General features: G+C 48.4%; 33 protein-coding genes. 15 read left to right on the top strand and 18 right to left on the bottom strand.

Annotated features, from left to right (window positions below; genetic code table 11):
- Positions 1–254: 254 nt before the first annotated feature.
- The gene (locus NGM62_RS18910; RefSeq protein WP_262249860.1) at positions 255–557 is read right to left on the bottom strand and encodes a hypothetical protein; all 303 of its coding nucleotides are present in this window, start codon (positions 555–557) and stop codon (positions 255–257) included.
- Positions 558–793: 236 nt separating this feature from the next.
- Between NGM62_RS18910 and NGM62_RS18905 the strand changes: the two genes are divergently transcribed.
- Positions 794–1,555, top strand: a complete 762-nt coding sequence (locus NGM62_RS18905) for an NERD domain-containing protein (RefSeq protein WP_262249859.1) — start codon at positions 794–796, stop codon at positions 1,553–1,555.
- 76 nt (positions 1,556–1,631) lie between these two features.
- Positions 1,632–2,033: a hypothetical protein gene (locus tag NGM62_RS18900; RefSeq protein ID WP_262249858.1), complete on the top strand. Its 402-nt coding sequence runs from the start codon at positions 1,632–1,634 to the stop codon at positions 2,031–2,033.
- Between the two features lie 18 nt (positions 2,034–2,051).
- Here NGM62_RS18900 and NGM62_RS18895 read toward each other — a convergent pair whose 3' ends face one another.
- The gene (locus NGM62_RS18895) at positions 2,052–2,324 is read right to left on the bottom strand and encodes a hypothetical protein (protein WP_262249857.1); all 273 of its coding nucleotides are present in this window, start codon (positions 2,322–2,324) and stop codon (positions 2,052–2,054) included.
- Positions 2,325–2,543: 219 nt separating this feature from the next.
- Between NGM62_RS18895 and NGM62_RS18890 the strand changes: the two genes are divergently transcribed.
- Positions 2,544–3,095 (top strand): AAA family ATPase, encoded by a 552-nt coding sequence (locus tag NGM62_RS18890; RefSeq protein WP_262249856.1) that lies wholly within the window; start codon positions 2,544–2,546, stop codon positions 3,093–3,095.
- Positions 3,096–3,102: 7 nt separating this feature from the next.
- Here the strand turns inward: NGM62_RS18890 and NGM62_RS18885 are convergent, their stop codons facing one another.
- The 3 genes from NGM62_RS18885 to NGM62_RS18875 are packed head-to-tail and all read right to left on the bottom strand — an operon-like array spanning position 3,103 to position 5,177.
- Positions 3,103–3,549, bottom strand: a complete 447-nt coding sequence (locus NGM62_RS18885) for a hypothetical protein (RefSeq protein WP_262249855.1) — start codon at positions 3,547–3,549, stop codon at positions 3,103–3,105.
- 20 nt (positions 3,550–3,569) lie between these two features.
- On the bottom strand, positions 3,570–4,721 hold the full coding sequence (locus NGM62_RS18880; protein WP_262249854.1) for an ATP-binding protein: 1,152 nt from the start codon (positions 4,719–4,721) through the stop codon (positions 3,570–3,572).
- Positions 4,722–4,739: 18 nt separating this feature from the next.
- Positions 4,740–5,177, bottom strand: coding sequence for a hypothetical protein (locus NGM62_RS18875; protein WP_262249853.1), 438 nt, complete (start codon positions 5,175–5,177; stop codon positions 4,740–4,742).
- A gap of 585 nt (positions 5,178–5,762) precedes the next feature.
- Between NGM62_RS18875 and NGM62_RS18870 the strand changes: the two genes are divergently transcribed.
- Genes NGM62_RS18870 through NGM62_RS18860 form a run of 3 tightly spaced genes read left to right on the top strand, consistent with a single transcriptional unit; the run spans position 5,763 to position 11,790 of the window.
- Positions 5,763–7,172 (top strand): TlpA disulfide reductase family protein, encoded by a 1,410-nt coding sequence (locus NGM62_RS18870; protein ID WP_262249852.1) that lies wholly within the window; start codon positions 5,763–5,765, stop codon positions 7,170–7,172.
- Between the two features lie 8 nt (positions 7,173–7,180).
- Positions 7,181–10,381, top strand: a complete 3,201-nt coding sequence (locus tag NGM62_RS18865; protein WP_262249851.1) for a SusC/RagA family TonB-linked outer membrane protein — start codon at positions 7,181–7,183, stop codon at positions 10,379–10,381.
- Positions 10,382–10,425: 44 nt separating this feature from the next.
- Entirely contained in the window at positions 10,426–11,790 is a 1,365-nt protein-coding gene (locus NGM62_RS18860; protein WP_262249850.1) for a RagB/SusD family nutrient uptake outer membrane protein, read from the top strand.
- Between the two features lie 71 nt (positions 11,791–11,861).
- Here NGM62_RS18860 and NGM62_RS18855 read toward each other — a convergent pair whose 3' ends face one another.
- Together NGM62_RS18855 and NGM62_RS18850 are read right to left on the bottom strand one after the other, a co-directional pair.
- Positions 11,862–12,257: a hypothetical protein gene (locus NGM62_RS18855; protein ID WP_262249849.1), complete on the bottom strand. Its 396-nt coding sequence runs from the start codon at positions 12,255–12,257 to the stop codon at positions 11,862–11,864.
- A gap of 153 nt (positions 12,258–12,410) precedes the next feature.
- On the bottom strand, positions 12,411–12,989 hold the full coding sequence (locus NGM62_RS18850; RefSeq protein WP_262249848.1) for a MauE/DoxX family redox-associated membrane protein: 579 nt from the start codon (positions 12,987–12,989) through the stop codon (positions 12,411–12,413).
- Positions 12,990–13,301: 312 nt separating this feature from the next.
- Here NGM62_RS18850 and NGM62_RS18845 point away from each other — a divergent pair, with 312 nt between their 5' ends.
- Entirely contained in the window at positions 13,302–13,487 is a 186-nt protein-coding gene (locus NGM62_RS18845) for a hypothetical protein (RefSeq protein WP_262249847.1), read from the top strand.
- Here the strand turns inward: NGM62_RS18845 and NGM62_RS18840 are convergent.
- The 9 genes from NGM62_RS18840 to NGM62_RS18800 form a co-directional block, all read right to left on the bottom strand.
- On the bottom strand, positions 13,484–14,350 hold the full coding sequence (locus tag NGM62_RS18840; protein ID WP_262249846.1) for an alpha/beta fold hydrolase: 867 nt from the start codon (positions 14,348–14,350) through the stop codon (positions 13,484–13,486). The genes NGM62_RS18845 and NGM62_RS18840 overlap by 4 nt on opposite strands.
- A 59-nt stretch (positions 14,351–14,409) precedes the next feature.
- Complete coding sequence (locus NGM62_RS18835; RefSeq protein ID WP_262249845.1) at positions 14,410–14,976, bottom strand: Crp/Fnr family transcriptional regulator; 567 nt, start codon at positions 14,974–14,976, stop codon at positions 14,410–14,412.
- 111 nt (positions 14,977–15,087) lie between these two features.
- Positions 15,088–15,381 carry a type II toxin-antitoxin system RelE/ParE family toxin gene (locus NGM62_RS18830; protein WP_262249844.1) on the bottom strand — a complete coding sequence of 98 codons (294 nt, stop codon included), beginning with the start codon at positions 15,379–15,381 and terminating at the stop codon, positions 15,088–15,090.
- Positions 15,378–15,620 (bottom strand): type II toxin-antitoxin system ParD family antitoxin, encoded by a 243-nt coding sequence (locus tag NGM62_RS18825; RefSeq protein WP_262249843.1) that lies wholly within the window; start codon positions 15,618–15,620, stop codon positions 15,378–15,380. Before NGM62_RS18825 ends, NGM62_RS18830 begins: the two co-directional genes overlap by 4 nt.
- A gap of 54 nt (positions 15,621–15,674) precedes the next feature.
- On the bottom strand, positions 15,675–16,103 hold the full coding sequence (locus tag NGM62_RS18820) for a helix-turn-helix transcriptional regulator (RefSeq protein ID WP_262249842.1): 429 nt from the start codon (positions 16,101–16,103) through the stop codon (positions 15,675–15,677).
- Positions 16,051–16,575, bottom strand: a complete 525-nt coding sequence (locus tag NGM62_RS18815) for a hypothetical protein (RefSeq protein WP_262249841.1) — start codon at positions 16,573–16,575, stop codon at positions 16,051–16,053. Before NGM62_RS18815 ends, NGM62_RS18820 begins: the two co-directional genes overlap by 53 nt.
- Positions 16,576–16,635: 60 nt before the next feature.
- Positions 16,636–17,550 carry a hypothetical protein gene (locus NGM62_RS18810; protein ID WP_262249840.1) on the bottom strand — a complete coding sequence of 305 codons (915 nt, stop codon included), beginning with the start codon at positions 17,548–17,550 and terminating at the stop codon, positions 16,636–16,638.
- Complete coding sequence (locus tag NGM62_RS18805) at positions 17,525–18,058, bottom strand: hypothetical protein (protein WP_262249839.1); 534 nt, start codon at positions 18,056–18,058, stop codon at positions 17,525–17,527. Before NGM62_RS18805 ends, NGM62_RS18810 begins: the two co-directional genes overlap by 26 nt.
- Before the next feature lie 8 nt (positions 18,059–18,066).
- A complete protein-coding gene (locus tag NGM62_RS18800) occupies positions 18,067–18,309 on the bottom strand; it encodes a hypothetical protein (RefSeq protein WP_262249838.1) in 243 nt (80 codons plus the stop codon).
- 156 nt (positions 18,310–18,465) lie between these two features.
- Here NGM62_RS18800 and NGM62_RS18795 point away from each other — a divergent pair, with 156 nt between their 5' ends.
- The 3 genes from NGM62_RS18795 (at position 18,466) to NGM62_RS18785 (ending at position 20,842) form a co-directional block, all read left to right on the top strand.
- Positions 18,466–19,218: a LytR/AlgR family response regulator transcription factor gene (locus NGM62_RS18795; protein WP_262249837.1), complete on the top strand. Its 753-nt coding sequence runs from the start codon at positions 18,466–18,468 to the stop codon at positions 19,216–19,218.
- A 2-nt stretch (positions 19,219–19,220) separates the two neighbouring features.
- Entirely contained in the window at positions 19,221–20,258 is a 1,038-nt protein-coding gene (locus tag NGM62_RS18790) for a hypothetical protein (RefSeq protein ID WP_262249836.1), read from the top strand.
- 122 nt (positions 20,259–20,380) lie between these two features.
- Complete coding sequence (locus tag NGM62_RS18785; RefSeq protein ID WP_262249835.1) at positions 20,381–20,842, top strand: hypothetical protein; 462 nt, start codon at positions 20,381–20,383, stop codon at positions 20,840–20,842.
- Between the two features lie 239 nt (positions 20,843–21,081).
- Here NGM62_RS18785 and NGM62_RS18780 read toward each other — a convergent pair whose 3' ends face one another.
- Positions 21,082–21,216, bottom strand: coding sequence for a hypothetical protein (locus NGM62_RS18780; RefSeq protein ID WP_262249834.1), 135 nt, complete (start codon positions 21,214–21,216; stop codon positions 21,082–21,084).
- 12 nt (positions 21,217–21,228) lie between these two features.
- The gene (locus NGM62_RS18775; RefSeq protein WP_262249833.1) at positions 21,229–21,537 is read right to left on the bottom strand and encodes a hypothetical protein; all 309 of its coding nucleotides are present in this window, start codon (positions 21,535–21,537) and stop codon (positions 21,229–21,231) included.
- A gap of 65 nt (positions 21,538–21,602) precedes the next feature.
- On the opposite strand from NGM62_RS18775, the gene NGM62_RS18770 reads away from it, so the two are divergent.
- The 5 genes from NGM62_RS18770 (at position 21,603) to NGM62_RS18750 (ending at position 24,079) form a co-directional block, all read left to right on the top strand.
- The gene (locus NGM62_RS18770; protein WP_262249832.1) at positions 21,603–22,238 is read left to right on the top strand and encodes a DUF1822 family protein; all 636 of its coding nucleotides are present in this window, start codon (positions 21,603–21,605) and stop codon (positions 22,236–22,238) included.
- Positions 22,205–22,678, top strand: coding sequence for a DUF5675 family protein (locus NGM62_RS18765; RefSeq protein WP_262249831.1), 474 nt, complete (start codon positions 22,205–22,207; stop codon positions 22,676–22,678). The genes NGM62_RS18770 and NGM62_RS18765 overlap by 34 nt, the downstream gene beginning before the upstream one ends.
- 201 nt (positions 22,679–22,879) lie before the next feature.
- Positions 22,880–23,086 (top strand): hypothetical protein, encoded by a 207-nt coding sequence (locus NGM62_RS18760; RefSeq protein ID WP_262249830.1) that lies wholly within the window; start codon positions 22,880–22,882, stop codon positions 23,084–23,086.
- Entirely contained in the window at positions 23,073–23,246 is a 174-nt protein-coding gene (locus NGM62_RS18755; protein WP_262249829.1) for a hypothetical protein, read from the top strand. The genes NGM62_RS18760 and NGM62_RS18755 overlap by 14 nt, the downstream gene beginning before the upstream one ends.
- Before the next feature lie 203 nt (positions 23,247–23,449).
- Entirely contained in the window at positions 23,450–24,079 is a 630-nt protein-coding gene (locus NGM62_RS18750) for an HAD family hydrolase (protein ID WP_262249828.1), read from the top strand.
- Positions 24,080–24,428: the final 349 nt, after the last annotated feature.

Here is a 24,428-nt window from a genome sequence, read left to right as displayed (position 1 = left end):
AAATCTAACTTAAACTGCTGTCCTGTTTTCGGGGGGAATTATATTGCATAGTATCTAATTACATCGTTTTGAAAATCTTGATTTAGAAGTATTTCTTCGAAAGAGGGTGGGATGACGTTATCGCCAGATTTTATGGTTACCTTAAATACCTCAACCTTTTTTTTATTACTCATGGACGGGCCTGCTGACTTGGTTAAATAATTGATCCTTGAACGCTAAGATAAGAAATCTCCAAATATTTTTAAATAAAATCATCATTTCCTCCTCAACCCCACCCCATAATACCCCTGCAACTTTTTATGAAATTCCTCTGCGCGCTCCAGTCCGCGGCGCAAGCAGGCCAATGATTCGGCAATGCCCGCCTCCGGCGAGCGCGCCATATACCGGTTAATGTTGTGTGGCGTGACATGCTTTGACCATTCGGCTTTGAATTCTTCCGGGGTATACCATTTGTCGTCCAGCCGGTCATAAACCCATTGTTGGTTATTCCAAGCCTCCAAAAGAAGCTTTTTAACCTCCCGTGGCATCGCAGTATCTGTAGAGTAGCTATACGACATAATCGCACAAATATAATGCTAATAATATTAGTTTTATGCATTAGAAACGGAAAGCTAGAAGTAGTTGTTCTAGGATGCGCTTTCTTCAACTGGTTGCTTGCAGCTCGGTTTTATCCGATAGACAATAAATCTAACATAGAAACCTTTACAAATATCTACGTATCTTTGAATCCAGTGTGCACAAATACAGACGACTAACATAACCCTGCACCGGCTGGTAACCACATTAATAACCAATGATGGCTGATTTCATTTTAGAACACTGGTACATCTGGCTGATCATAGCGGTTGGCTTATCCAGCATTTACCAAGCTTTTAAGCCGATTATCAAAGGCCATTTGGGAGAGAAGTCTACGGCGGCTATCCTTGCCAGATTGGACCAATCGAAATACAGCGTTATTAATAATCTTGTTTTGCAAACTCGCGGACGGACTTCGCAGATTGATCACGTAGTGGTTTCAAATTTTGGCATATTCGTTATCGAAACCAAGAATTACAAAGGCTGGATTTTTGGAGGAGACGAAGCGGAGTATTGGACCCAAGTACTTTATAAGTATAAGCAGCAGTTTTACAATCCAATCCGTCAGAATAGGGGACATGTATTAGCCTTGAAGCATCATCTCCGCGCCTTCCCGAATATAGCATACATACCCATTGTTGTTTTCTCGGACAATGCTACGCTCAAATCCGCAATTTACTCAGAGGTAACCTATTCATCTATGCTACGAGAGGTTATCAAAGAGTATGCAGACGTGGTGCTTACTGAAGAAGATAAGCAAGCCATATTCAAACAGCTAAATGCCGCGAATATCAAAGCTACGTATAGCCGAAGTAAGCACGTCAGCGCAATCCGGCAAAAGCTGGAAGCGCGCGAAAAGTCATTAAGCGAAAATCGATGCCCGCAATGCGGTGGTAATTTGATTCCCCGCTTCGGCAAATTTGGGGAGTTCATAGGATGCAGTAATTTTCCAACGTGCCGTTTTACAATAGATAATTGAATTCAAACCTCTTGCTCGATAAACCAAATCACCGCCCACCTGTTACCTACCAAACACCAAATACACTCACCCCCCCATGGCCAGAAAGAAAATCGCCGCGCAGACGCTCATGGACGAAGCGCGTCAATTGGAAAAGGAAGGAAAGCATGCAGAGGCACTCAAAATATATCGCGCATTGACCCGCCGTAAGCGCCTGAATGCCGAAGCGTTTAATCGGATGATGATCATTCTTCGCAAGCAAAAGAAATACAAAGCCGAACTGGAGGTCATCCAGCGCGCCATTGCCGCTATGGAAAAGTCCATCGCTGCCAGCCAACACGCCATCAATGATCGGAACCCGGAATCGGCGGCCTTGAGCCGCCAACTCGCCGAGTCTCTGGGTTTGTTGGATGAAGACGGTCGGCCGGTGTACGAAGAGCCACAATTGCGGAATTGGCGCAAACGTGAGTCTGTGGTGGCGAAACGGCTTGAAAGTTAACTTACTTTTACATCAAACCTAATTCTTGCCTCTATAATGTACGTGTATATAGGAGTCGGTATGATAATCGTATAACCGGGTGAAGTCGCTCGGCCCGCTACTAGGAAAATGTAGCCGTCTATCTTGGAATTCCAGGTCGACCAAGTGGTGACATACCTCGTCAAAAACACCATCGGTTTCTAGGTACTTTTTAATGGTAGGGTGGATTTTTCCCGAATGTTTAATATATAACTCCTGCCGCAACGCTTGGAGGTCTATTACCTCTTTTTTGGATTCCCTTCTTTGTTTCATAGAAACAAAAATAACTAAAAAAATTAGTTAAGCAATAGAACAGTGTTTCAACTGGAACAGCATACCAATGCACATTCAGGAGGAGCGGGACAAAGGCAATGATTCATTTTGGTAGTTCGTCTACTTTTCCTAACTTTACGCTAGGTTTATGTTTGAAGTCCTCCAATCCCTTTGGGGGCACATCTTTTTTACCGTCAGCCTGCGCTTAAATTTACATAAATGAACAAGTTATATGTCATAACAGGAGGACCTGGCGTAGGAAAAACCTCCTTGCTGAATGCGTTGTCCACGGACGGGATAACAACCGTTCCGGAAGTAGCCAGGGCCATCATTAAGCAGCAACTGGCCACCGGGGGCGATGCATTGCCTTGGAAGAATAAAGAACGGTACACCGATCTCATGTTAGCAGCCTCCATACAGGATTATCGGTGCGTGGTAGAAAAGCAGACGCAAAGAACACATCTTTTCGACCGCAGCGTCATTGATGCGGTATGTTACGCCGAGATGATCGGTTATTCCATTTCGCCATCCGTTATGCAAACGGTATCAACTTGCCAATATCATCCAACGGTTTTCATTCTTCCCCCATGGCAGGAAATCTATGAAACCGATACGGAGCGGAAACAAACCTGGGAAGAGGCCGTATATACGTACCAGCAATTGAAATTAATATATGCGCGTTACGGGTATGAGATCATCGATGTACCCATCGGCAGTATTGAAAAACGGAAACGATTTATTCGTTCGTGGATGAAATCGCTGAACGTTTGAATTTTCACTAAGATAAATTTAACGACGATATCGGTTTTATCCCTTTCTGCACGACCAGCCTATATTGTTTCGACGTTTTTGGTATGTTGAATTTGGAGGATTGAATCCAGTAATATGGATTCCGGCTTTGCGCTTTCAATTTGGCAAGTTCCGGGGCATCATGATTTAGCCAATCCTTCAACCACTGAAGCTTTCTAAGTATCGTGCTAACTTCTGTTGTATTAGCTGTATGTACTTCCACGAAGAAGACTTCGTTTTTATAAGACAAGCAATAATCCCACCGGTTGCTTTGCGGATAAATGGTCCTCGTGCATCCATCGAGATCCACGCTGCCTTCGCATTTTGTCGTATCCTGCAGGCGGATTTTCCGACTATCGCCTCCCAGCGCTTGCAGTCCTGCTTGATAGCAGGTTCTTACGTCCGGAGTTGCCTCCACAGCTTCTTTAAATGTCATATTAGGTATTGGTTGCTTGGTTAAACTTCCTGGGCCATCACCCTTGATATAATATCCGACGCTTTCGAACTAAACGACGATAGTCCACCCCAATCGGCAGTGGATAAATCGTCGCTTCCTGCATCCAGTGAAGAGATATCCTTTACATGCACTTTGTCATTTTCCCTATCGAAATAATAGGTGTTGATTTTCTTTTCCGTAAGGATGTTCTTAAACAGCTCGCTTACCGCCTCCGACTGGCCGAGATTAAACAATTCAGAAAGGTAATGATCACCAGCTTTAGCTTTTTGTAAATAGCGAAAGGCCCAAGCGAACTCCAAGAACACCGGCGAATGGGTGGATACAATGATTTTATAGCCTCGGGACAGTAAATCGATAATCTGCAGGATAACCGATTCAATGGCCTGCGGATGCAAGCCCATTTCGGGCTCCTCGATGATTACATATTTGATGCTATCTTTTCCGCCAGTAGATGAATCGGGGCACAGCCAATAGAAGCTAAGTAGCAACGGCATAAACTCTTTTTGGCCGGCACTCCAGGCCATGTATGGGATACTTGAATCGCCAATATTCAGTTTGAAGCGCTTCTTAACCCTACGGTCTAACACAATCTTACCATCGTGGAAAATACTGTCGTTAAACGAGTCCCGTAATGGAGAGCGCAACCAATTACTGCGAGGAAATATCGCGTCGGACCGCTGGTTACTGGTATTGCTTTCTAAATATTGCCGAAGTGTTTCGCTGAAGTGCCTCAATACGTATGGTACAGAGTCTTCGTAATCGTTGAAGAATCTGGGCCAACCATTTTGAAGGCAAACGACACGTTGTGCAGGTATATAGAATAGATTTTCCGTTGCTGCGGTGTCGCTGGGCGCAAGGAGAAGATCGCTTAATTGGAAAGCGTCTCCATTAAAGTTAATGGCAGAGTCTTGTCCAAGAATACCAGACATCCCTTCTCCAAAATACCGATCCAAAACCGATCCGAGATCACTTCCCCAAACGTAGCCGTATTGCTCCAATGTGCGGCGTATTTGGTCTTTGTCAATTAAGAGCTTAACCAACTGGAGTAATATGCTTTTTCCGCTGGCTTGCGGACCTACAAATAACGTAAGGTCACCAAAGTCTATTTCTGCCTTATTGATTGGACCTATATCTCCTACCTTTATTTCCATCTCTTTCCTCGCCTTCGATTATTTATTTTTAGTGAGAGAGTCGATTTCTTTCCTGAGATTAGATATTTCATCTCTTAATTCTATATTCTCTTCTCGTAGTGCGATGTTTGCCTCAAGGAGTAGGTTGTGTTTGTCTAGCAAGGTGAAATATTTCTCTCGTACTTCCTGAGTATCTTTTTCAAACTGTTGGTTTGTCATTCGCCCATCTTTATGGGGCAACATTAACAAGGACGGCATGTCAGCCATTTCCGGAAATTCAATAGAAAAATCTTTATCCATTGCTTTTCCATATTTAGCGATTATTTCAAAAGATAATTTTGGATCATTTTTATGTTTGTAAAACGTTCCATACTTGTAGCCCGCATCCTTTACAATTTCCTTTATTTTCTTTGGATGATGCTTTGCAGCGTCATGCAAAACTTTACCACGATGTATATTTTTATTGTCTTTTTCCAACTTACTTACAATGTATTGCAATTTAATTCGAATTGTATTAGAAAATAAATTGTAATAAAGTTCTATTTAGTTGTATTTAAATTGTATTTTTGTCTACCAAGTCGCTGTTGGCGTCATATAATCGAATTCAGAAACTATAAACTGAGAAAATTTGAGTTAATATTTTGACATAAATAATTATAAGAGCCTCGTTGTCGGAAACTACCGCATTTTGACGAAACCCGAGGTGATAGGGACGCCCTCCCGGACTTTTTGTATTTTTGCAAAAAATACGGGGCGGGCTCCTATTCAAAAATCGGGTTTTAGGTCCTAGCGGTAGTACCTCGATAACGGTTGGAGAATAGGGGCCCGCCCCGATCTTTTTAACCTAAGACGGCTCGTTTTCAGACTAACCATTTATGAAGCCGAGTTTTTTATTTTTACAACCTAATAGTTTTCCATCTCGAATAGAGAAGGACAGCCTTGTTATATCCAAAACGTCGGAAGTCTCCACATCTAATCTCCACAAAAACATTATTGCCAAGCCCGTCTGATTTAAGAAACCAAGTTCAACTAACGGATTTCTTATATCTAAATCAAACATAAATGAAGCAAAAAATACGCTTAGGGGATTACTATACCCTTTCCAAACATAAACTTAAACAATTCAAAATACGATATATCAGCCTATTGGCTGTATTAACGAGCATGTGTTTGTATGCCGTGAAGCAGGCTTCCGCCCAAGTGGCGGAGCCTGCGGCTACGGCAGTAGCAGACATCCAACCCTTGCAAATAGGGGATACCATACCCGAAGTATTATGGAACCTGCCATTGCAGGTGGTGAACCATACCGACGGGAAGGACACCATTACGCTCAACGACTACCGCGATAAAAAGCTGATCGTGCTTGACTTTTGGGCCACGTGGTGTAAGAGTTGTATTGAAGGCTTTCCTAAACTTGAGGCATATCAAAAGAAGTATGCAGACGATTTAGGGGTCCTGTTGGTTAACGCTAAGCAAACGGGCGATGATTCCAACAGAATAGAAAAGTTGTTTTCCCGCTACAAAGACCTTCATGATTATTCGCTGGGGTTGCCTTACCTTTCGTCAGATACCGTATTCCAAACGTTATTCCCCCATAGGATACTTCCACACATGGTATGGATAAGTGGAGACGGCACCTACCTCGCCGCAACGTATAGTGATGCGCTGACATCGGCTAACATCGAATCCGCTTTTTCTGGCAATGTAGAAGGTATCCACATGAAGCGCGATGATGATGGTGAAATGCAAGAAATAACACCACAGGATAATGGAGTGATCTACCGGTCGGAGCTCACTAATTATGTAGAGGGAGCCGGTTTTAAATCCCGACGATTGACGGTGGAGAACGGGCATTCGATTTATCGAATTACGAATTACTCCCTGCGCTATATTTATAATACCGCTTACAATGACGTACTGAGTGGAATTCCGCGAAACCAATGGGTGTTCAACGGAGTGGATACGACGGTGGTGCGCGGATTGACGGACCCCAAAGGATTCGATGACGCCTATTGTTATGAACTCCGCGTGCCCGGAAAGATGACAATGGATCGAGCTGAGGATTTGCTACGCGAAGATCTGGAGCGTGTCTTCGGTGTGTCGGTATCAAGACTGACGAAAGATTCAAGAGTACTTGTTTTACAGGTTACTCCACAAATAGAAAAGATCACCACCAAGGGTGAAATCCAGCAAAGGCAGTTGAACCCGGAAGAGGGGCCTATTTTTTTTCAAAATGTCGCTTTGGGATTTGTCTTAAGGTACTTCAGTAAATTATTGGGGGTACCCACGGTACTCGTGGGCCATACAGGCATCGCTGTAGATGTGACCTTGCCAAGTGACGTGGCTAGCCTTGATGAAAAGCAACTCGTGGTGTTGCTGGAACAAATGGGGGTCAATGTCCGCGAAGAAAAGCGGTCGACCGAATTTGCCGTGTTTAACAACCTTCATGATAACCTTTTGTCAACCAAATAACTTTATATATGAAACTATTATTTGTATTTCTAGTATGTTGTGGCGTATTTCATATGGAAATCGCTGCGCAATCCAGCAATATTGCAGGTAGGGTCGTCGATTCGTCAACGGGAAACCCGATAGCTAGTGCAACCGTACGGTCGACCACCGTTGGCAAACAAACCAGTGCGGATAACGAGGGTCGTTTTTCCCTTCATCTCACCATGTTTCCCGATACCTTGCTGGTGAGCCACGTGGGGTATCACAGCCAGCGCGTGCCCGTCAAGGTGGAAAACGACCGCTTAGATATATTGTTGGTAGCAACCGAAGAAATGCTGGAAGAGGTCGTAGTGAACACCGGGTACCAAATGCTCCGCCCAAATGAAGTAACTGGTGCCGTGCAGGTGCTTAGTAGAAAAGATTTGGAACAGCAGGTGGGAGTGGATGTGCTGCAGCGAATTGATAACATGGCTGTAGGCGTACGCTTTGACAGCAAACCCAAAGAGCCCGGGCAAAAGCTAAATGTCTCCGTGCGCGGGTTAAGTACCATCAACGGCCCGCTTGATCCATTGATTGTGTTGGATGGTTTTATTTATGAGGGTGATATTGCCAACATCGATCCCAATAGCATCGACAACATCACTGTTTTGAAAGATGCGGCGGCTACATCGATATGGGGAGCCCGGGCGGGTAACGGTGTAATCGTCATGACCACGAAACGTGGTGGAGGTGGCAAGTTGGCCGTTTCTTTCAACAAGACAACTATCCTCAAAGAGAAACCTAACCTGTACGAGATATACCAGATGCCGTCGGCGGATTTTATCGACGTAGAGGCCATGCTCTTTCAGAACGGACACTACGATAGACAGATTAGTAGGACACCCTACCAATCGCTTACGCCCGCTACCGAAGTCTTCATGAGGAAGAGCCAGGGATTGATCAGTGCCGCTGACTCAGCCCGCGAAATAGATCGCTTGAAATCGTTGGATGGACGGAAGGCCTACACCGATTTGTTCACGGCCAATCCGCTGGTCGATCAATATGCGCTTACGCTCGCTGGTGGAAGTGAGTTTAATTCTTACAGCTTAAACGGAGGGTATACCTTTAGTAGAAGTGAACGTTCGGGCCATTTGAAGAAAATTAATCTTCATTTAGCAAATGGCTTTCGGCCGATAGATGGACTGCGTATAGACGTGAACACCTATTATACCAATAGTAGGTCGCGGTCTGGAAAACCTGGTTACGATGGGTTAACCTTCCAGAGAAAGCATGTTCCATACTTGGAGTTTCTGGATGATAATGGTCATCCAATACCCATAGGCCTTTCGTTCAGTCCATCATACATGGCGGCAAACTTTGGTGAGCCCTATCTTTCGTGGGACTATTATCCGCTGGAAGACTGGCTACTTTCGCAGTCGCTGGGAGCAACGGAAGAAATATACAGTAACACCCGCGTCAACTACCAGATTTTTCCTTTTCTTGACCTCAGCTTGGCTGGGCAGTACCAATTTCAACGGGTGGAAAATGAACGGATTGATGACATAGAAAGTTATAACGCACGGATCAAAATCAATCAATTTTCGGTCTGGGACCCTACGACAGGACGCATGACCTACAATGTGCCGAAAGGGGGTATTCGCGATGTGTCGACGATGAAGACTTCTTCCTACACGTTACGGGGCCAAACGAATTTCCGTCACCGTTGGGGGATGTATGAAGTCAGTGGAATTTTAGGCGGCGAAGCCCGGCAGAATAAACGGGCGGGGAGCGGATTTACTGCCTATGGATATGACGATGACCCATTGACCAGCATCCGGACGGACTACGTGAACTCTTTTCCAACGATACCCGGCAATGGCTCATCAATCATCATCGGGGCACCATCCTTTTCGCAAAATCTCAATCGTTTCGTATCTCTGTATACCAATTGGGCGTTGCTGTTCAAGCAACGGTATAGCCTGTCGGCGAGTATGCGCCGCGATGGAGCGAATGTATTCGGCGCGAAGACCAATGATAAATGGAAACCCTTCTGGCACGTCGGCGCCTTTTGGGATATCTCCAAAGAGGCGTTTTTTAGATTGGACGTGGTCTCACTATTGAAGTTGCGGGCGACGTATGGATATAGTGGAAACGTAGACTTGACTAAAACGCCCCTGCCGATAGGATCGACATCTTCGAGTAAGTATACCAATTACCCAGCAATTGCCATTAAAACACTAAATGACCCGTCATTGAGGTGGGAGCAAGTCGGCACCTTGAATTTTGGGCTTGATTTCGCTATCGGGCAAAGTGCGATTAAGGGAACGGTGGATTATTACATAAAAAACGGAAGGGATCTTTATGGAAGTACGACCTATGATTATACGGTATGGGGAGGACAAGGAACGATTACCAAAAACACCGCCAGCATGCGGGGTGAAGGAGTGGATATCTTGGTGGATGCTAAAAATCTTCAAAACACTGTCCATTGGGATACTCGCTATATGGTCAGCTTTAACCGAAATGAAACGGTAGACTATTACTCGCAATTTAACAGAGACCTGTTGTCCATGCTTTCCAGCGGGAATAGTATTACCCCGATAAAGGGTAAGCCACTTCACGCCATATCGGCCTACAAATGGGCTGGACTTGACGAACAGGGTAATCCACAAGGGTATATGGATGGACAGGTAAGCACAGACTACAGTGGCATCCGTAATGAGGCTCGAGATAGCGGAGCCGAAGAGATCAATATGATATATGTGGGGAGCACCAAACCACAGTGGTTCGGGGCCATCATCAACTCGCTGTCTTATAAAGCATTTTCACTTTCGGTGAACATTTCGTTCCAAGGCGGGTATTATTTCCGGCGTGATGTGACGTCCTATTCGGAGCTGTTTTCTTATGGTACTGCGTTTCCTGATGTCGCAAACAGATGGCTGGCGCCGGGCGACGAACACCATACGAACGTGCCTTCCATGGTTTACCCCGCTGTTACCAACAGGGATGGATTTTACAAGATGGCCGAAATAAATGTGCTTAAAGGGGATCATGTACGTTTGGAGTACATCAATCTCACCTGGAATCCCCGCTTTACATGGGGCAGTAGGTCCGTACGCTTACAGGTTTATGCCAACCTAAGTAATCTGGGCGTTATTTGGGCCGCCAACAAGCATGGTATCGATCCCGACTATTCGGGGACACTCTCACCGCCAAGAGCAGTGGCCCTTGGCTTAAGGTTGTCACTATAACTACTTTGCACTTTTCACTAAATGACCACTAACATATTCAGAAAATGAATAAGAAATTGAAAACAATAACGGTATCGCTACTTATTGGCGTTGCAGGCATGTCAGCTTGTGACCGGTATCTCGACGTTAAATCAAACAGTGCATTGGTAACGCCCAATACGATTGAGAGTTTGCAACGCTTACTTGATGCATCTCGGGATATGAATTTTTCTGTGAACGCATATGCCGAAGCATCAGCCGACGATTACTTTCTTACCGACGATACCTATAATGCACGTCCGGAATCAAATAGAAACGTGTATACCTGGCGGAACTTTGATGACACGTGGAACAATGACTGGGCACGGGGGTATTTGGCGGTATATAACGCTAACCTGGCGCTGAGCCAACTGGGCGGAATTGAGCGAACAGAAGTTAACGCGAGCGAATGGGATCGTGTATATGGAGGCGCTCATTTTTTCAGGGCACATCAGTTTCTTTCATTGGTGTGGACTTATGCAAAAGCCTATGACCCGATCACAGCCGATTCAGAATTTGGTATTGTATTACGCTTGGATGCTGATCCGACTGTCCCGTCAAAGCGGGCAAGTTTGGCTGACTCGTATCGGCAAATTATCAACGACCTAAAAGTATCGATAGATTTTCTACCATTACGGTCGGAACACGCGATGCGGCCCTCAGGGCTTGCAGCATATGGAATGCTGGCAAGGGCATACCTGAGCATGGGTAAGTTTGATAGTGCCTATGTGTATGCAGACCGGGCCCTTACATCCTATTCAGCGTTGATGGATTTCAATGATCCGGGGCAGGTAAATCTATCAGCTACATTCCCGTTCCAACGACTCAATAGCGAAACTATTTTTTATGCAGAACTCGCTTCTTCACAGCCCACAATTCACCCAAATTACGCGCATATCGATTCTACACTTTATCGATCTTATGAAGATGGTGATTTGAGGAAGTTGGCTTACTTTTCTACGACTGATGGCTACGCTTCTTTTAAAGGAAGTTATGCGCAAGGAACAGATGGGTTTGCGGGGTTGGCAACAGATGAACTGTATTTGATAAGGGCGGAATGCGCCGCCAGACTTGGACGGCGTGAACAGGCACTTTCTGATCTGAATGCACTATTGGAAACGCGATGGCGAAATGGCGCGTTTCGTGCATTTACAGCCGAGTCTGATGATGAAACATTGTCGTTGATACTTGCCGAACGGCGTAAGGAACTTTTGATGCGAGGTTTGCGATGGATTGACGTCAAGCGTTTGAATGTTCAGGCCGCGAGCATAAGCTTAAAGCGATTTGTGAACGACGAATTAATCGAACTTTCGCCAAATGACAATAGGTTCGCATTGCCTATCCCAGTGGATATTATAGCGGCTACGGGGATGCCGCAGAATGAATATTAAGACAAAGGGCTGTGAAAGAAAAGGGGTGGTCGTCTAATCGACCACCCCATATATTGGCATTAAGGAAAAAATTAATCTCGGTTATACGATTCGATAATGCCAGTTGGGCTGGTTGTGCCCGAACCCTCTGTAGGGATGAATCCCTCGTCGGTTTCTTCAGCGTCCAACGTAATAGTCGCCGAATTAAGCTCGCGTTGGCCTTCAGTACCAACGGCATCGCTAGGGTCAACCTCCATAGCACAGGCGAGTTGGTCGCCTTCACAAGTTTCACCGTTGGTTTCTTCTGTCCACAACGATGGGTTTTTGACATCATCTTCGTCAGTAGGATCGCCATGAAAATAGAGCGTAACGTCGCTTTGTATTTTGCTATCGACAAACTTAAACGCCGAAAAACCGATAAACGTTGCCGCCAGGGCCAACATGAAAAAGTACTGTTTAATAAATGTAACTACCTTTTTTGTAGCCAAAATAGGAACTTTTTTCTATCACATCGAAAAAAGGGTACCAAAAATGTTTAGTGAATAATAAATGAACAAACTTCCGGTCACTGACGTGGAGATTCCGGTCACGTGCCTTGGCCGATCCTCCTTGAGGAAGACGTAGACAAAGTCGGGTAGGAGCTAGGCCCTGCGCCGGAACAACGCAAATTTGCGCGGGAAACGCATAGCGTGCAGCCATGAGCCGCCAAGTAGCCGGCGGGCGCCAACCACACGTTTGAAAAACAGGCGCAACGGCTTTCGGTAGGGCAAGCGCCGGCCGGAACGGGTGCGTGTAAACCAAATGCCGATAATAGAGACGATTAGAAAGACGGCATTGAACCATAAATGGTCCTCCCAGCTTAAGCCGCTGATAACCGACCCGCAACCGCACGGGCGCTTTTCGTACCAGCCTAGTACGCCAAAGAGTATGAATAACGTGAAGCCAAGCATCAGCAAGGTCGAAAGCCACATGCCCTGGTGAATGCGACGCCGGTTTTTCCGCCAGGCAATCAGCACCGCGGTCAGCAGTTCCAACAGCGGCAGCAACCAGAACAGGATGCCCGCCCACCATTCGGGAATCGGTTGCCGCAGCAGCGTGCTGTGGAACCCTTGCAGATCCCACAGCTTGTCCACTGCTACGGGAACCCACAACAGTAAAAGCATCAACCTGATTAATCCCAATATGATCGATTTCTTATCCATGATAGTTGTTTTTCTCAATCGCTATCCGTGCATCGTTAGGTATATATCTCGCTTTGTTAATAAAGCAAACATAAGGGCAATCGCACTCCAAAAACGTATCACCCCCCCGGGTTTCTTATATCATCTTTTTCCTGCGGGGTAATTTAGAAAGAGGAGGAGCGGTGAAAGCTACGGCTGATCGTAATCACTCGGTTCAGCACAATCCGGTCCCTCTGCCCGGCTGCTCACAAATAGTACGACCAATTTCTTAGGGTTATCAGCCAATGTGTTGGTTTTTTGTCTTTTTAAAACAACAAAATTTAATTGTATTTGTATTTTTAAAACAACATTATGGAGTCGCTCTTCATTTTTCTGCTGGCGTCGATAACGAACGAATTTAGACGTTCCCTACACACCAAAATCAATTGGAAGTTGCGGATGATCGGGATAAAGGTGCCCCGTGGAGCGGGGAAAGCCGATCTTTGGGTGCTATCGACGTGGCTATGCGGATACGAAGATGCTGTTGTAAAAAGTTAAGCGGTATCGTGTAAAAAACGCAGGATAGCGTCCGAAACGGCCTGCGGCTGCTCCTCCTGGGGGAAATGCCCCGCTGTTTCCAGCCGGATGGTTTCCGAATTCGGGAAGCCGCTTTCAAAAATATCCAGGTACTGTGGTTTAATAATCGGGTCTTTCATGCCCCAGATGAATAACGTCGGCTTATCGGCAATCACCTGTCTTTTTTCCCAAAGCGCCTGGAACCATTCCTGGTCAGCCAGCAACGATCTGGCAAAGGCCAGGGGGCCGTTTCGTTGGGTTCGATCAGCAAAGGGCTTGGTATATTGTTGTAATCGATACTTGGGAAGTTTGTTGTCACCGAATGATCTTGGCAAAAGATACCGCGCTGAAAAGTTGAGGTAACGATACAAAAAAGGCAGCAACGGACTGCTTAATAGTTTACGCAAGCGTGCAAATTCGGGGTCGGATCGGCTACTCCAAAGCCAGGAGTTGAGGATGACTAGCCGGGATATCTTTTCGGGATGCCGCATCGCGAAATCGAGTCCAATGGGCCCTCCAAAGTCGTGCACCACCAGCGTCATGCGCCCCAGCTGTTTTGCCAGCACAAACTGTTCAAGCGTCTCGCTATGCTTTTGTGTCGAATAATCATAATGCGCAGGCTTGTCGGAAAGGCCAAAACCCATATGATCGATCGCCACGCAACGGAATGATGGTTTCAGTGCGGTAATGACGTGGCGGAAGTCAAAACTCCAGGAGGGCGTGCCGTGAATGAACAGCACGGTTTCGCCTGCACCCTCGTCCAAGTAGTGCAGCTGGTGCCCGCCGGTCAAAAAGTAATTTGATACAAACGGATATTCCGATTTATCGAGCCAACGTGTTTCCATCTTGCTGTTTTGGCAAAATTACTACGGATAGGCGACTCCATTATTGGTATAGACCAATATTAGAACGGTACTGTATTGAAGAGCTTACTGAAATTGGTGGGATCGATGCCCAGGTAGGAGGCGATATACTTATGCGGCACAAGTTGCAGCAGATGCGGGCTCCGTTGACAAAACGTTACGAACCGTTCTTGCATCGTGAGCGCATGCAGTTCGATATGCCGGTTGATGACACCAGCCAGCACAAATTCCGTCATCCGCCGGAACAGGCGTTCCAATGGCTGCGATTGGTCGAACAGGGCCATGAGATCCTCATACGATAGGTAGTCCATCTCGCTATCGGTGAGGCTTTGTAGGAAATAAGTCGATGGCTGCTGGAATTGGAACGACTCCGGAATCGCACACAGGTTGGGCGCGTAAGTAAACGCAACGACGTGTGTTTTTGCGCCGGCATCGAAATACGACATCTGCACGCCGGTCTTCACGAAATAAAGTGCTTTCTGGACCTGCCCGGGCACGGTGATGAATGCGCCTTTTTTGAACGTACGGCTTTTTAGCTTGGCATTTAATAAGTCGTAGTTTGCCGAGCTTATCGGGTGAAAGCGGTTGAAATATTCGTGCCTGTCCATCTAGCAAAGGTAACTATTCTTAGCGGCCCATCACTTCCTCAGGCTTCGTCACCCGTAGGACGATGTTTGTAGGGGTACCCCGAAAATGTATCACTGCACGGTTAGTGGTTTTTATAAATGGCGTGTCACATCCATACGTTGATGAAGGATGCGGACGATTTCCACAGTTTGGTCTGTGGCAACCTTATAAAAAATAAGATGAGATTTTACTTGGGAAGACCAATAGCCGGCCCTGATTCCACGCATGTCTCTTCCGGTATTCGGGTTTAATGCGATGTATTCGATTTCGGCGATTAGTAAGTTGTAATATCGATCAGCTTGGGCGATCGACCAGTTTTCTTGGGTGTATAACCAAATATTATCAAGGTCTTCAATCGCCTTTTTACTGATGCGGTAATTACTCATCGCTTTCCTTTATGTAAGGAAGACAGGTGCTCGGCCGGGTCAAAATCATCTACAAAGCCGCTTTCTTCCCCTTTTTTCAATTCGGATACGAGGAGTTGTTTTCTGCCTTCTTCTTCTTCAAGTAGTCGCAAAGCAGTTCTGATAACCTCACTAGCCGAGCTATATTTACCCGATGATACCCGGTCATTGATGAACCCTTCGAAATGACTACCCAATAATACAGATGTGTTCTTCCCCATGGCTTGATAAATAAATTATTAACAAAGGTACCAAAAGTTGGTATACGAAAAAAATTACCGGCTCTTTTTGTGTCGCCCATCCTGATAGTCGCGCGGACTGATGCCGTATCTTTTTTTGAAGCTGCGGCTGAAGTTGCTCTGCGTGGAATAGCCGAGGGTAAGGCTAACCGCTTTGATTGTCATCCCTTCTTCCAGCATTGCTTTGGCGCGCGCCATCAACCGCTCATGGATGTATTGGTTTAAACTGCGGCTGTACGCACGCTGATGGATCTTCCACAACGTCCGTGGGCGTACGTGCATGACCGCGGCAAGTTCGTTTAACGTCAGTAGTTTATCGCCATCCAGACGGTCTACCAATGACCGTACCAGCTCCCGGGCCGCTTCGGCTAATATCAGCTCGTCATCGGCTCGCACAGCCGCTGCGCACTCCTTACGGTGCTGTTCCACAAGCTGGGCCACCGCATGGTGCACGGCATTGTCCATGAGCAAACCTGGGTGGGTTGGTGTCGTTAGCATCAAGTACAGCCATACGCGTATGGGTGGCGTGATTAAAGAGGGTTGAATGAGCTGGTATTCCGAGCGTTTCTGCCGGCGGCGTATAGGCCGCAAAACGGTGGTCTTCGCTAAGCTGGATGGTTGGATTACCGGTTCCCTTTACGGGTTGGATATGCGAGGTGCCCATCAACTGGTAAACCAAGTGCACGTCGTTGAGGTGGCTCGACACGGGGATGGTAATCGTTTGCTGCGCATCGGCCACATTGACCTCCAATACCGCTAAGAATACATCGAACGCATCGTGCCACCGGTAATTAAGCTGGCAGCCATCGCCAACGTAGTACGCGGCCGACTCGCTCCCGACGAAAGGAAGTGGGTATGTAGGCACGAACGGTTCGCTGCTCACTTCGGTAAGCGGTATGCTGGCATTTCGGAAATGGGGGGTAAAAGGTGTTTGCATAACGGTTTGTCTTGGTGGGCGGCGGCCGGATAGCGCCGCAGCCGATGGTATGTGATATGTTCATACATCGGTAGTAGATGCGGTTTCCGGTGGTGGTACGCCAATAGGGGTTTCGCTGCTGCGCGTAGCATCCGGAAAAGAGTGAATACTTCGTTTATTGGACTGTTTGAAATTAGCGACGGGACGATAGGGCATATAAAAGGCTGCGAGATTGAGCACAACCATCAGGGCAGAAAACGAGTACAACCCCATAAAGAGGGCAATACCCGTATGTAACGCCAGCATGGCGGCCAGCCAGTATGCCCGCGTGCCCTTGAACCAGATGAATAGGCTGTACCCAAGCTCCAGGATTACAACAACCCAGCCGCCCATCGTCCACAACAACGGATAGCTTCCAAGAAAGAGAAGATCGGGCTTGAAAACACTTTCAAATCCAGGTTGGCTCACAGCTTTCCATAAGGCTTCGCCATTGTGCCACGTAGGGCCCATGACCTTGCCCAAACCGGCAAAGAAATAAATGATGCATACGTAGATTTGTAGGAAACGCAGGTAGTGTAAGCTGCTGGCGCTGCGTTGGCTGGGCCTAGGGGGCAGCATTGCGCAATAGAATAGGCAACTGCTGGCAATGTAATCAATGCCATAGCTGAATGCAGCGTAGGTTCCGGTAAACAAGTAACCGTGAAAGAGTAACAAGGCCACAGCTATACCTCTGGTGAAGATTCCACAGGCCAACAATAGACACAGCGCCATATAAACCAACGGTTGCCATACACCACCGTGCACAACGGGCAGATAGCGGAATAGGGAAGGCTGTTGCAGCTGGAATAGCTCGCGGTCCGCCATGCCCTCGGCGCCGTACAAAAAGGTGTAGTCGGGCCACAGGCTCAACATCGATGCGAGAAGCACACAGGCCGTTCCTACCCTGAAAAAGACAGGCCACGTAAGGTTATTATGGAATGGGGTAACGATATTCATACAGCTTACGGAGGGTGGGTTGTTTCTGTAGGCTCATTTCGTGCAAATACGGGTGGCGGTATGCCCATACGCGCAGATGGCTGAGCTTCTTGCCCAACCGCAGTGCCTCGCGCTCGGCGATGGAGCGGGCAAAGGCCCGCGCCAGGCGTTTCGCGAAGGCGGTATCTGCGGGTGCGTACTGCAAATCGGGGCGGTGTGCCAGGTCCAAAAACACGGTGGAGAAACTCCGGTACCGCAGGCGCCCCTCGTTATTCGCAAAGTGCCGGGATGGTGCCATGAGCGTATCCATACCGCTGGGGCCAACCACTTCGATCTCGAGGTAGCATGGGCTCGCCACGCGCGGCGCAAAAAAACCATAGGTGCAGCTTAGACCGACCAGCTGGGCCATGGCGGTAATGATGGGACGCGATTGGGCATCGAAAGCCCACACCCCGGCACTCGCGATGTTCAAACGGAGCGCCAGGAGTAGGTGGGCAACCAACAACAACCGTGGAAATATCCTATCCATCACCTTACCTATTGGCCATATTTAGAAAGAATGTCTTCGGCAATACCTGCATCGGTTGGTCCAGATACGGTTGGCCTGTAGAAGATCCATTTGGTGTCTAAAATAAAGAAGCCACCGGGGTCATCACCGTCGGCTGATCGTAGAATTTCGTGATTAAACTGGGGGCTGGTGGCAGCGGTTGGTAAAAACATAGCCGATACCAGTAATCCGGTGATGGCTAAGGCTGATACAGGTACTTTTGTCTTTCTCATAACGTGTTGATTTTAATTTCCACGAAATTGGTATTCTGGGTAAGGTTCCACGAATTTTTGTGTCAAATGGCGGCTTTGCTGTGTTGATTGGCCCTTTTTCCCGTGTCGAATAAAAAAAAGTATGTAACTTTATCCGTCACCAAAATACCGGCCGTTATGGAATGGACCTACATTGTAATCGAAGATGACCCTTCAGACCGTGACCGCTTAATTAAGGAAGCGAATAAAACCCGTGAACTTCGTCTTGTCGGAAGTTTTGCTTCCGCTTATGAGGCGTTAGCGCAATTGCGCGGGCGGCGGGCACCGTTGGATTTCATTTTCTGCGATATCCTCTTGGTTGATGGGAACGGGTTGGATGCCGGGCCTGAATTGGCACGTTACTGCAAATACCTGGTTTACGTTACTGGTTTGACGGGGCAAGAGGGATTGGTGCTGGGCGCCATGGGTGATGACCACTTGCAAAAACCCGTCTCGTGCGATCAAATCCGTATGCGGGTGCTTAATCGTTTTTTCAAGCGCCATGGCGATGAAATACCGCTTTACATCCACCTGAATAAATTGCACATATTGCATACGGTCGATAAGAGGTACCACGGCGTTAGCCTGAAAGATATCATGCACTTGACTTATAGTAAAAATTATGTTGATGTGGCAGTAAAAGGCAGTGAAATCGTATATGTGGCACGCACCACCTTGCAGAATGCCTATAACCTGGTGGAGCCTGCCGGTGTGTTCGTTAAGGTCAATCAGGGCGCGGTTATCAATATGCTCTACCATGGCGAGTGGAATAATGCCGAGGTCTGGGTAGGCGAGAACCGCTTCAAACTGAGTGGGGAAGGGAAAAAATCGTTCCTGGATTATATCAAACGGCATGGGGTGGGCGAGGGGCATGCCGATGGGGGGCGTTAGCCATGAATAAAACAAACCATATTGTTGCGTGGTCCATATGGGCTGTCTTTTACGGGCTATACAGTTATTTCGTGGCAGTGCGGAGCTCGTTTCTTTGGGCGGACTATTTTGGCTTTCTGGCCATACATATCGGATCGTTCTACCTGTCGGTTTGCTGGGCATTCCCTTGGGCCAACCCGCAGTGGAATCGCTTCAATTGGCGAACAGCGTTAAAGTTGGCCGGTGTCGTACTATCGATAGCCGTTGCTATTCCGCTGCTGCTCACCCTGGTGAGCATGGCCACGAGTAAGCTAACGGTAAAATTGGACCCCGCCAGTGAGACCAGACTTAACATCCAGAATTTCCTTGATGTGGTGGTGTTTCTCTATTCTGGGCTGGTATTCGCTCTTTTCTATCTGAAATTTGATCGCGTGGAGCGGGAACGCGACGAGCTTCTGGAGGTGGTCGAACAACTCCGCGTGCGGCTAAACGAAGCGGAACAGGCCAATTTGGAGCAATCCATGATCCCCCACCTGTACAGTAACCTGCTCGGGACGGTTAATGACGTGGTTCGCGCCAAACCCTCCCTGGCCGAGTACTATATGAACATCTTTAATCAGATCGTGCGGTTCTACGCACGGCTTAATCCGGGCGAATTGGTGTCCATGGCGCACGAAGTGGAAATCAGCCACCTATTCCTGGAACTGATGGCAGCGAAACTTGGATACCCGCCCATGGTCGAGTTGGAAGTTGCAGACGCCGCCCATGACGTGATGGTCCTTCCCATGCAGACGATGCTGTTGGTGGAGAACATCGACAAGTATGGTGTGGTGGATAAAAGTGATTCGAAAGCCGGCATATATATCGGGCTGCACCATAGACACCTGATCATGGTGATGGACAATGAAGTCAAGCAGCAGGTAGCGCCGCCCCCATTGAGCACGAAGAAAGGGCTAAGGAGCATCCGGGAGCGGTTAGACGCCCGCGAAGTGACTTACACTAGCCACCACACCCTTAAAAATGGCCGGTTCTCATTTGTGTTAATCGTTTACATTGACTAATTTCGTTTTATTAACTTTTACCATCTATTGGATAGTGCAGGGTTGTTATGGCTTGTTTTGGACTGTTTAGCCGCTCCTTGCCGGGTTTCTGTCATGCCGATGGTATTTTAACTACAAATCCCATGACAAAACATCTTATCGCGCTCGTCCGCCTGGCGGGGCGCAGCTACCGTATTTTGGTTACATTCTCTGAATTCATCGAACGCTTTCCATTAGACCGATTCATCACGGCCGTTGAGTTATTTATCGAGGGAACGCCGGACGGACCTGCTGGCGCAGCGGAAAACCCGCAACTCCAAGCACTCCTTGAGCTACAACGCCGGCAATTCGCCATACAGGAAACCATGAATGCACACCTTGCCTTGATCACGGCCAACACACGGCCGCTGGCGTCTGCGCCGCTGTTAACCCAGCGCAAGATATATAAGCAGGAGGCCATCGAGCTACTCGGTATCAGTGACCGCACCTACGACCGCCGGAAGGCGGAAGGGAAGCTGAAACCGCGTGGCATGGGCCACGACTTCTTTTATCCCGAAGACCTGGAGGAAGCCATCGCCGAAAGCCGGCGTACGGGGCGGGTGTAATGGGATACTATCATACTACCGTCGGCGGCGTAGTACACCGCGCCGGCAGCGTAGCACTTCATCTCGGCGGCGTAGGGGCTCGGCGTGCCAGGCTAGCTCCGTAACGTCTCTGCGTAGTACGTGGCTGCGCCGACCTGGCCCGTGGCTGTCGCACGTTAGTATGTGGCGGCGGCACCGTGGTCCATGGCTGCGGTACCGTAACCCCTGGGCGCTTTGTCGTAGTTCGTGGATGTGGCAAGTTAATGCATGGTGGCAGCAGCGTAGCCGCTAGCCACTTCGTCGTAGTCCGTGGATGCGGCGGCGTAACCCCTTGCTGCCTTATCGTAGTCCCTCGATGCCGTAAATAGATCCATGGAAGCCTTGTTGTAGTCCATGGCCGTGGCATCTTAGCCTCTGCAAACCTTGTCGGAGTCCGTCGATGCGGTCAGTTGGTACGTGGGCGCCCCACCGTAGCCCCTGGAAGCACCGTCGTTATACGTGGCGGCGGCACCGTGGTCCATGGCCGCGGCATCGTAATCCCTGGAAGCCTCGTCGTAGGCTATGGAAGCCACGGTGTAGTCCGTGGAAGTCGACTTGTTGTACGACGGAGCCGCCTTGGATAGGCCTTGGTTCCAAGCGTTTTGGCGCGATTTGGCGTAAAATCCCGCCAATTTCCGCCAATTTCCGCCAACGTTCGTTGGCACCTTTCTCCCCATACTAATTTGCTCATATAGACCGGGATGGTCCCGGTTGTTATGGTCTCATTTAAATGGTTAAAGTAATGAACTTTAAACACGAAGCCCGGGGAGGCTTTTCAAATGTCCCCGATGATGAATTGTTGGTCCATGCCAACACGGTATTGCTCGCGATGGAAGGCAACGCCCATTTCCCGACACCCACGCCCGATCTGGCGTTGGTGACCACGGCGCGCGACGACTTCGCGGCGAAGCTGGCCATCGCGCGCAAACGCAGCGGGCCGGAAGAAACGTCGGCCAAGAACGACGCGCGCCTCGTGCTGGCCGACCTGCTCAAGCAGTTGGCCTTCCACGTAACCACCACCGCGGCGGGCAACCTAACCGTGCTGCTCAGCTCGGGTTTCCGAACCACGGCCTACCCGCAACGCAGAACGGTGCCGGCACAGCCGCTCGGTGGCTTGCTGGTGCGCGGCCGCCAGTCGGGCCAGCTTGTATTCAGCGTGCAGAAGGTGGCGGGTAAACTCTACTATGAATACCGGTACGGCACGAAAGGGGAGGGCGACACGGAGCCGCAGTGGGGCGATATCTTCGTAACCACCTCGTCACTAGGTAACGTGATTGCGCCGGTTGAACCTAAAGTGGAGTACTATGCCCAGGCACGCGCATGCAACGGGTATGGGAAATCAGCATGGAGCGAACCTGCATCATGTATAGCACTCTGAACAAAGGGTACCTCACGCTCCAGTTAGAGCGTGAGTACCTACCCCACGGTACCAATGGCACGCTCTACCTCTATGGGAAGCCGATCTGCCATACCATCGAACTGCCCTGGCGGGATAACCGGCGGAATGTAAGCTGCATCCCCGAGGGGCGATACCGATTGGTACGCTCGCTTGGCCGCCGTTTCCACTACTGCATACGGCTCTTGGACGTGCCCGGCCGCAGTGGTATCCTCATCCACCCGGCCAATGATGCCGCAACCGAGCTGCGGGGCTGCATCGCGCCGGTAACAACCCACACGGGTGCGGGCAAAGGCGTTTACAGCCGTGTGGCCATGGAGCGGGTGGAGGATGTCGTGTATCCGGTGCTGGCGGAGGGAGAGGACGTGTGGTTGGAGGTTTTATCGGTTGACCACTCCGCGACTGGGAACTTCGTCCGCTAGGCCGCTTGTGTGGCAACCGAAAAACGCTTTGGGGGGAGTTTGGATTAGGGTGTGGTTGGAGGTTTTGTCGGCTGGCCACTCCGCGACTGGGAATTTCGCCCCCCAGGCCGCTTTTTCGATAAACCAAAACCTGGCTCTCAACAGGTCCATTTAACAAGATGACATTATTTACTGAACCAAGAAAAGCAAAATATAATAATCATGAAAACAGAGGATAAAGAACAATCAGTTTATGAGAAAGTTAAGGAAGCGCTGGCCGTGGCCAGCCACTTTATTATTGCCTCACCATTGAAGCTGCCGCCGAAGGTGGTGGCGGTGGCGAAGTACCTAACGCTGGCACTTGGCGTACTGGAGGCGGTGGAAAATGGTATCAGTAGACGGGAGGATGACGGGGATGAAAACGAGTAGTCTACAACTCGGCATTGGCACGGGCAGCGGTACGCTGCTCAGTGCCTTTGCGTTTATCAACACTGATGATGTGCTGAAAACCGTAGTGCTGGCCGCTATCGGCGCGGTGGTGAGCTTCGCCGTGAGCTGGGCGCTGCAGCGGTGGAAGCGGAAAGGATAGTGACAAGCGGTCGATGCCGAAGCGATCCTGCAAAAGGTGGCGACCATCCCTATTACCCGCTGGAACTATAAAACCCGGCCAGCCACGCAACACCACCCACGAAATCGGCCTCAGCTACCGCTTCGACAGGGCGGCCGGACTGCTTTAATGGGTTGCATTTGCAAATTATCCCTTATATTGCCCGATAAATATTCATAAACATCATGTCTGAAATGAAAAAGAAAGCCATCATATTTGATTTAGATAATACAATTTATCCAGTAGCTTCCATCGCGAGGAAATTGTTTCATGACCTCTATGAATTGATTGAACGCGACGGGAGGTATGTTGGGGATTTTGAAGAAATCAAACAGAACATCGAGCGGAAACCGTTTCAGGTGGTAGCCGGTGAGTTTCAGTTTGATAATGAACTTACGTCGAACGCGTTGGCACTGTTGGCCGATTTGGAGTATAAAGATACTATGGCACCTTTTGATGACTATCCCTTAACGAAAGACATCGATTGCCTGAAGTTTTTGGTCACCACTGGCTTTACCAAACTCCAGTGGAGCAAAATTAAACAGCTGGGCCTGCAAGCTGATTTTGAAGCCTGTTATGTGGTTGATCCAGCTTTATCACAGCAAACTAAAAAGGACGTGTTTGCTGGAATCATGGATGAATACCGACTATCGGCCGAAGACGTGCTCGTGGTAGGGGACGACCTGCACTCGGAAATCAAAGCGGGAAGGGAGCTGGGCATCGATACCGTTGTTTATGACTACGACGGAAAGTTCGGATCGCTGGAGGACTATCATGTTATTTCCAATTTCGATAAGCTCGCCACTTTTATCTGATGTAAGCAACGTATTTAGGGCTACTGGGTTACATTATCGAAGCAAACTAAAAAAGATGTGTTTGCTGGAATTATGGAGGAATACCGACTATCGGCGGAAGACGTGCCCGTGGTAGTGGACGACCTACACTCGGAAATAAAGAACTTTACTTGAATGACGATATTTCGTTAACCCTATGTGTAATGGCGAAATACCGTGCGCCAACATTCGTGTTGTTTTACGTAAATACCTGGTATATAATCAATTATTATTGTGGCATATCGCTTGTCATTGTGCTGCCAGTATTCACGTAAAATAATAACGTAATGAAACCACCACCAGCATTGGTTTTAGTTTCAGGGGCGTTCAG

It is taken from the genome of Parapedobacter soli (assembly GCF_025460835.1).
Taxonomy (GTDB): Bacteria; Bacteroidota; Bacteroidia; order Sphingobacteriales; family Sphingobacteriaceae; genus Parapedobacter; species Parapedobacter soli.
Note: the sequence above shows the minus strand (reverse complement) of the source record. Positions and strands in the feature narration are given on the sequence as shown.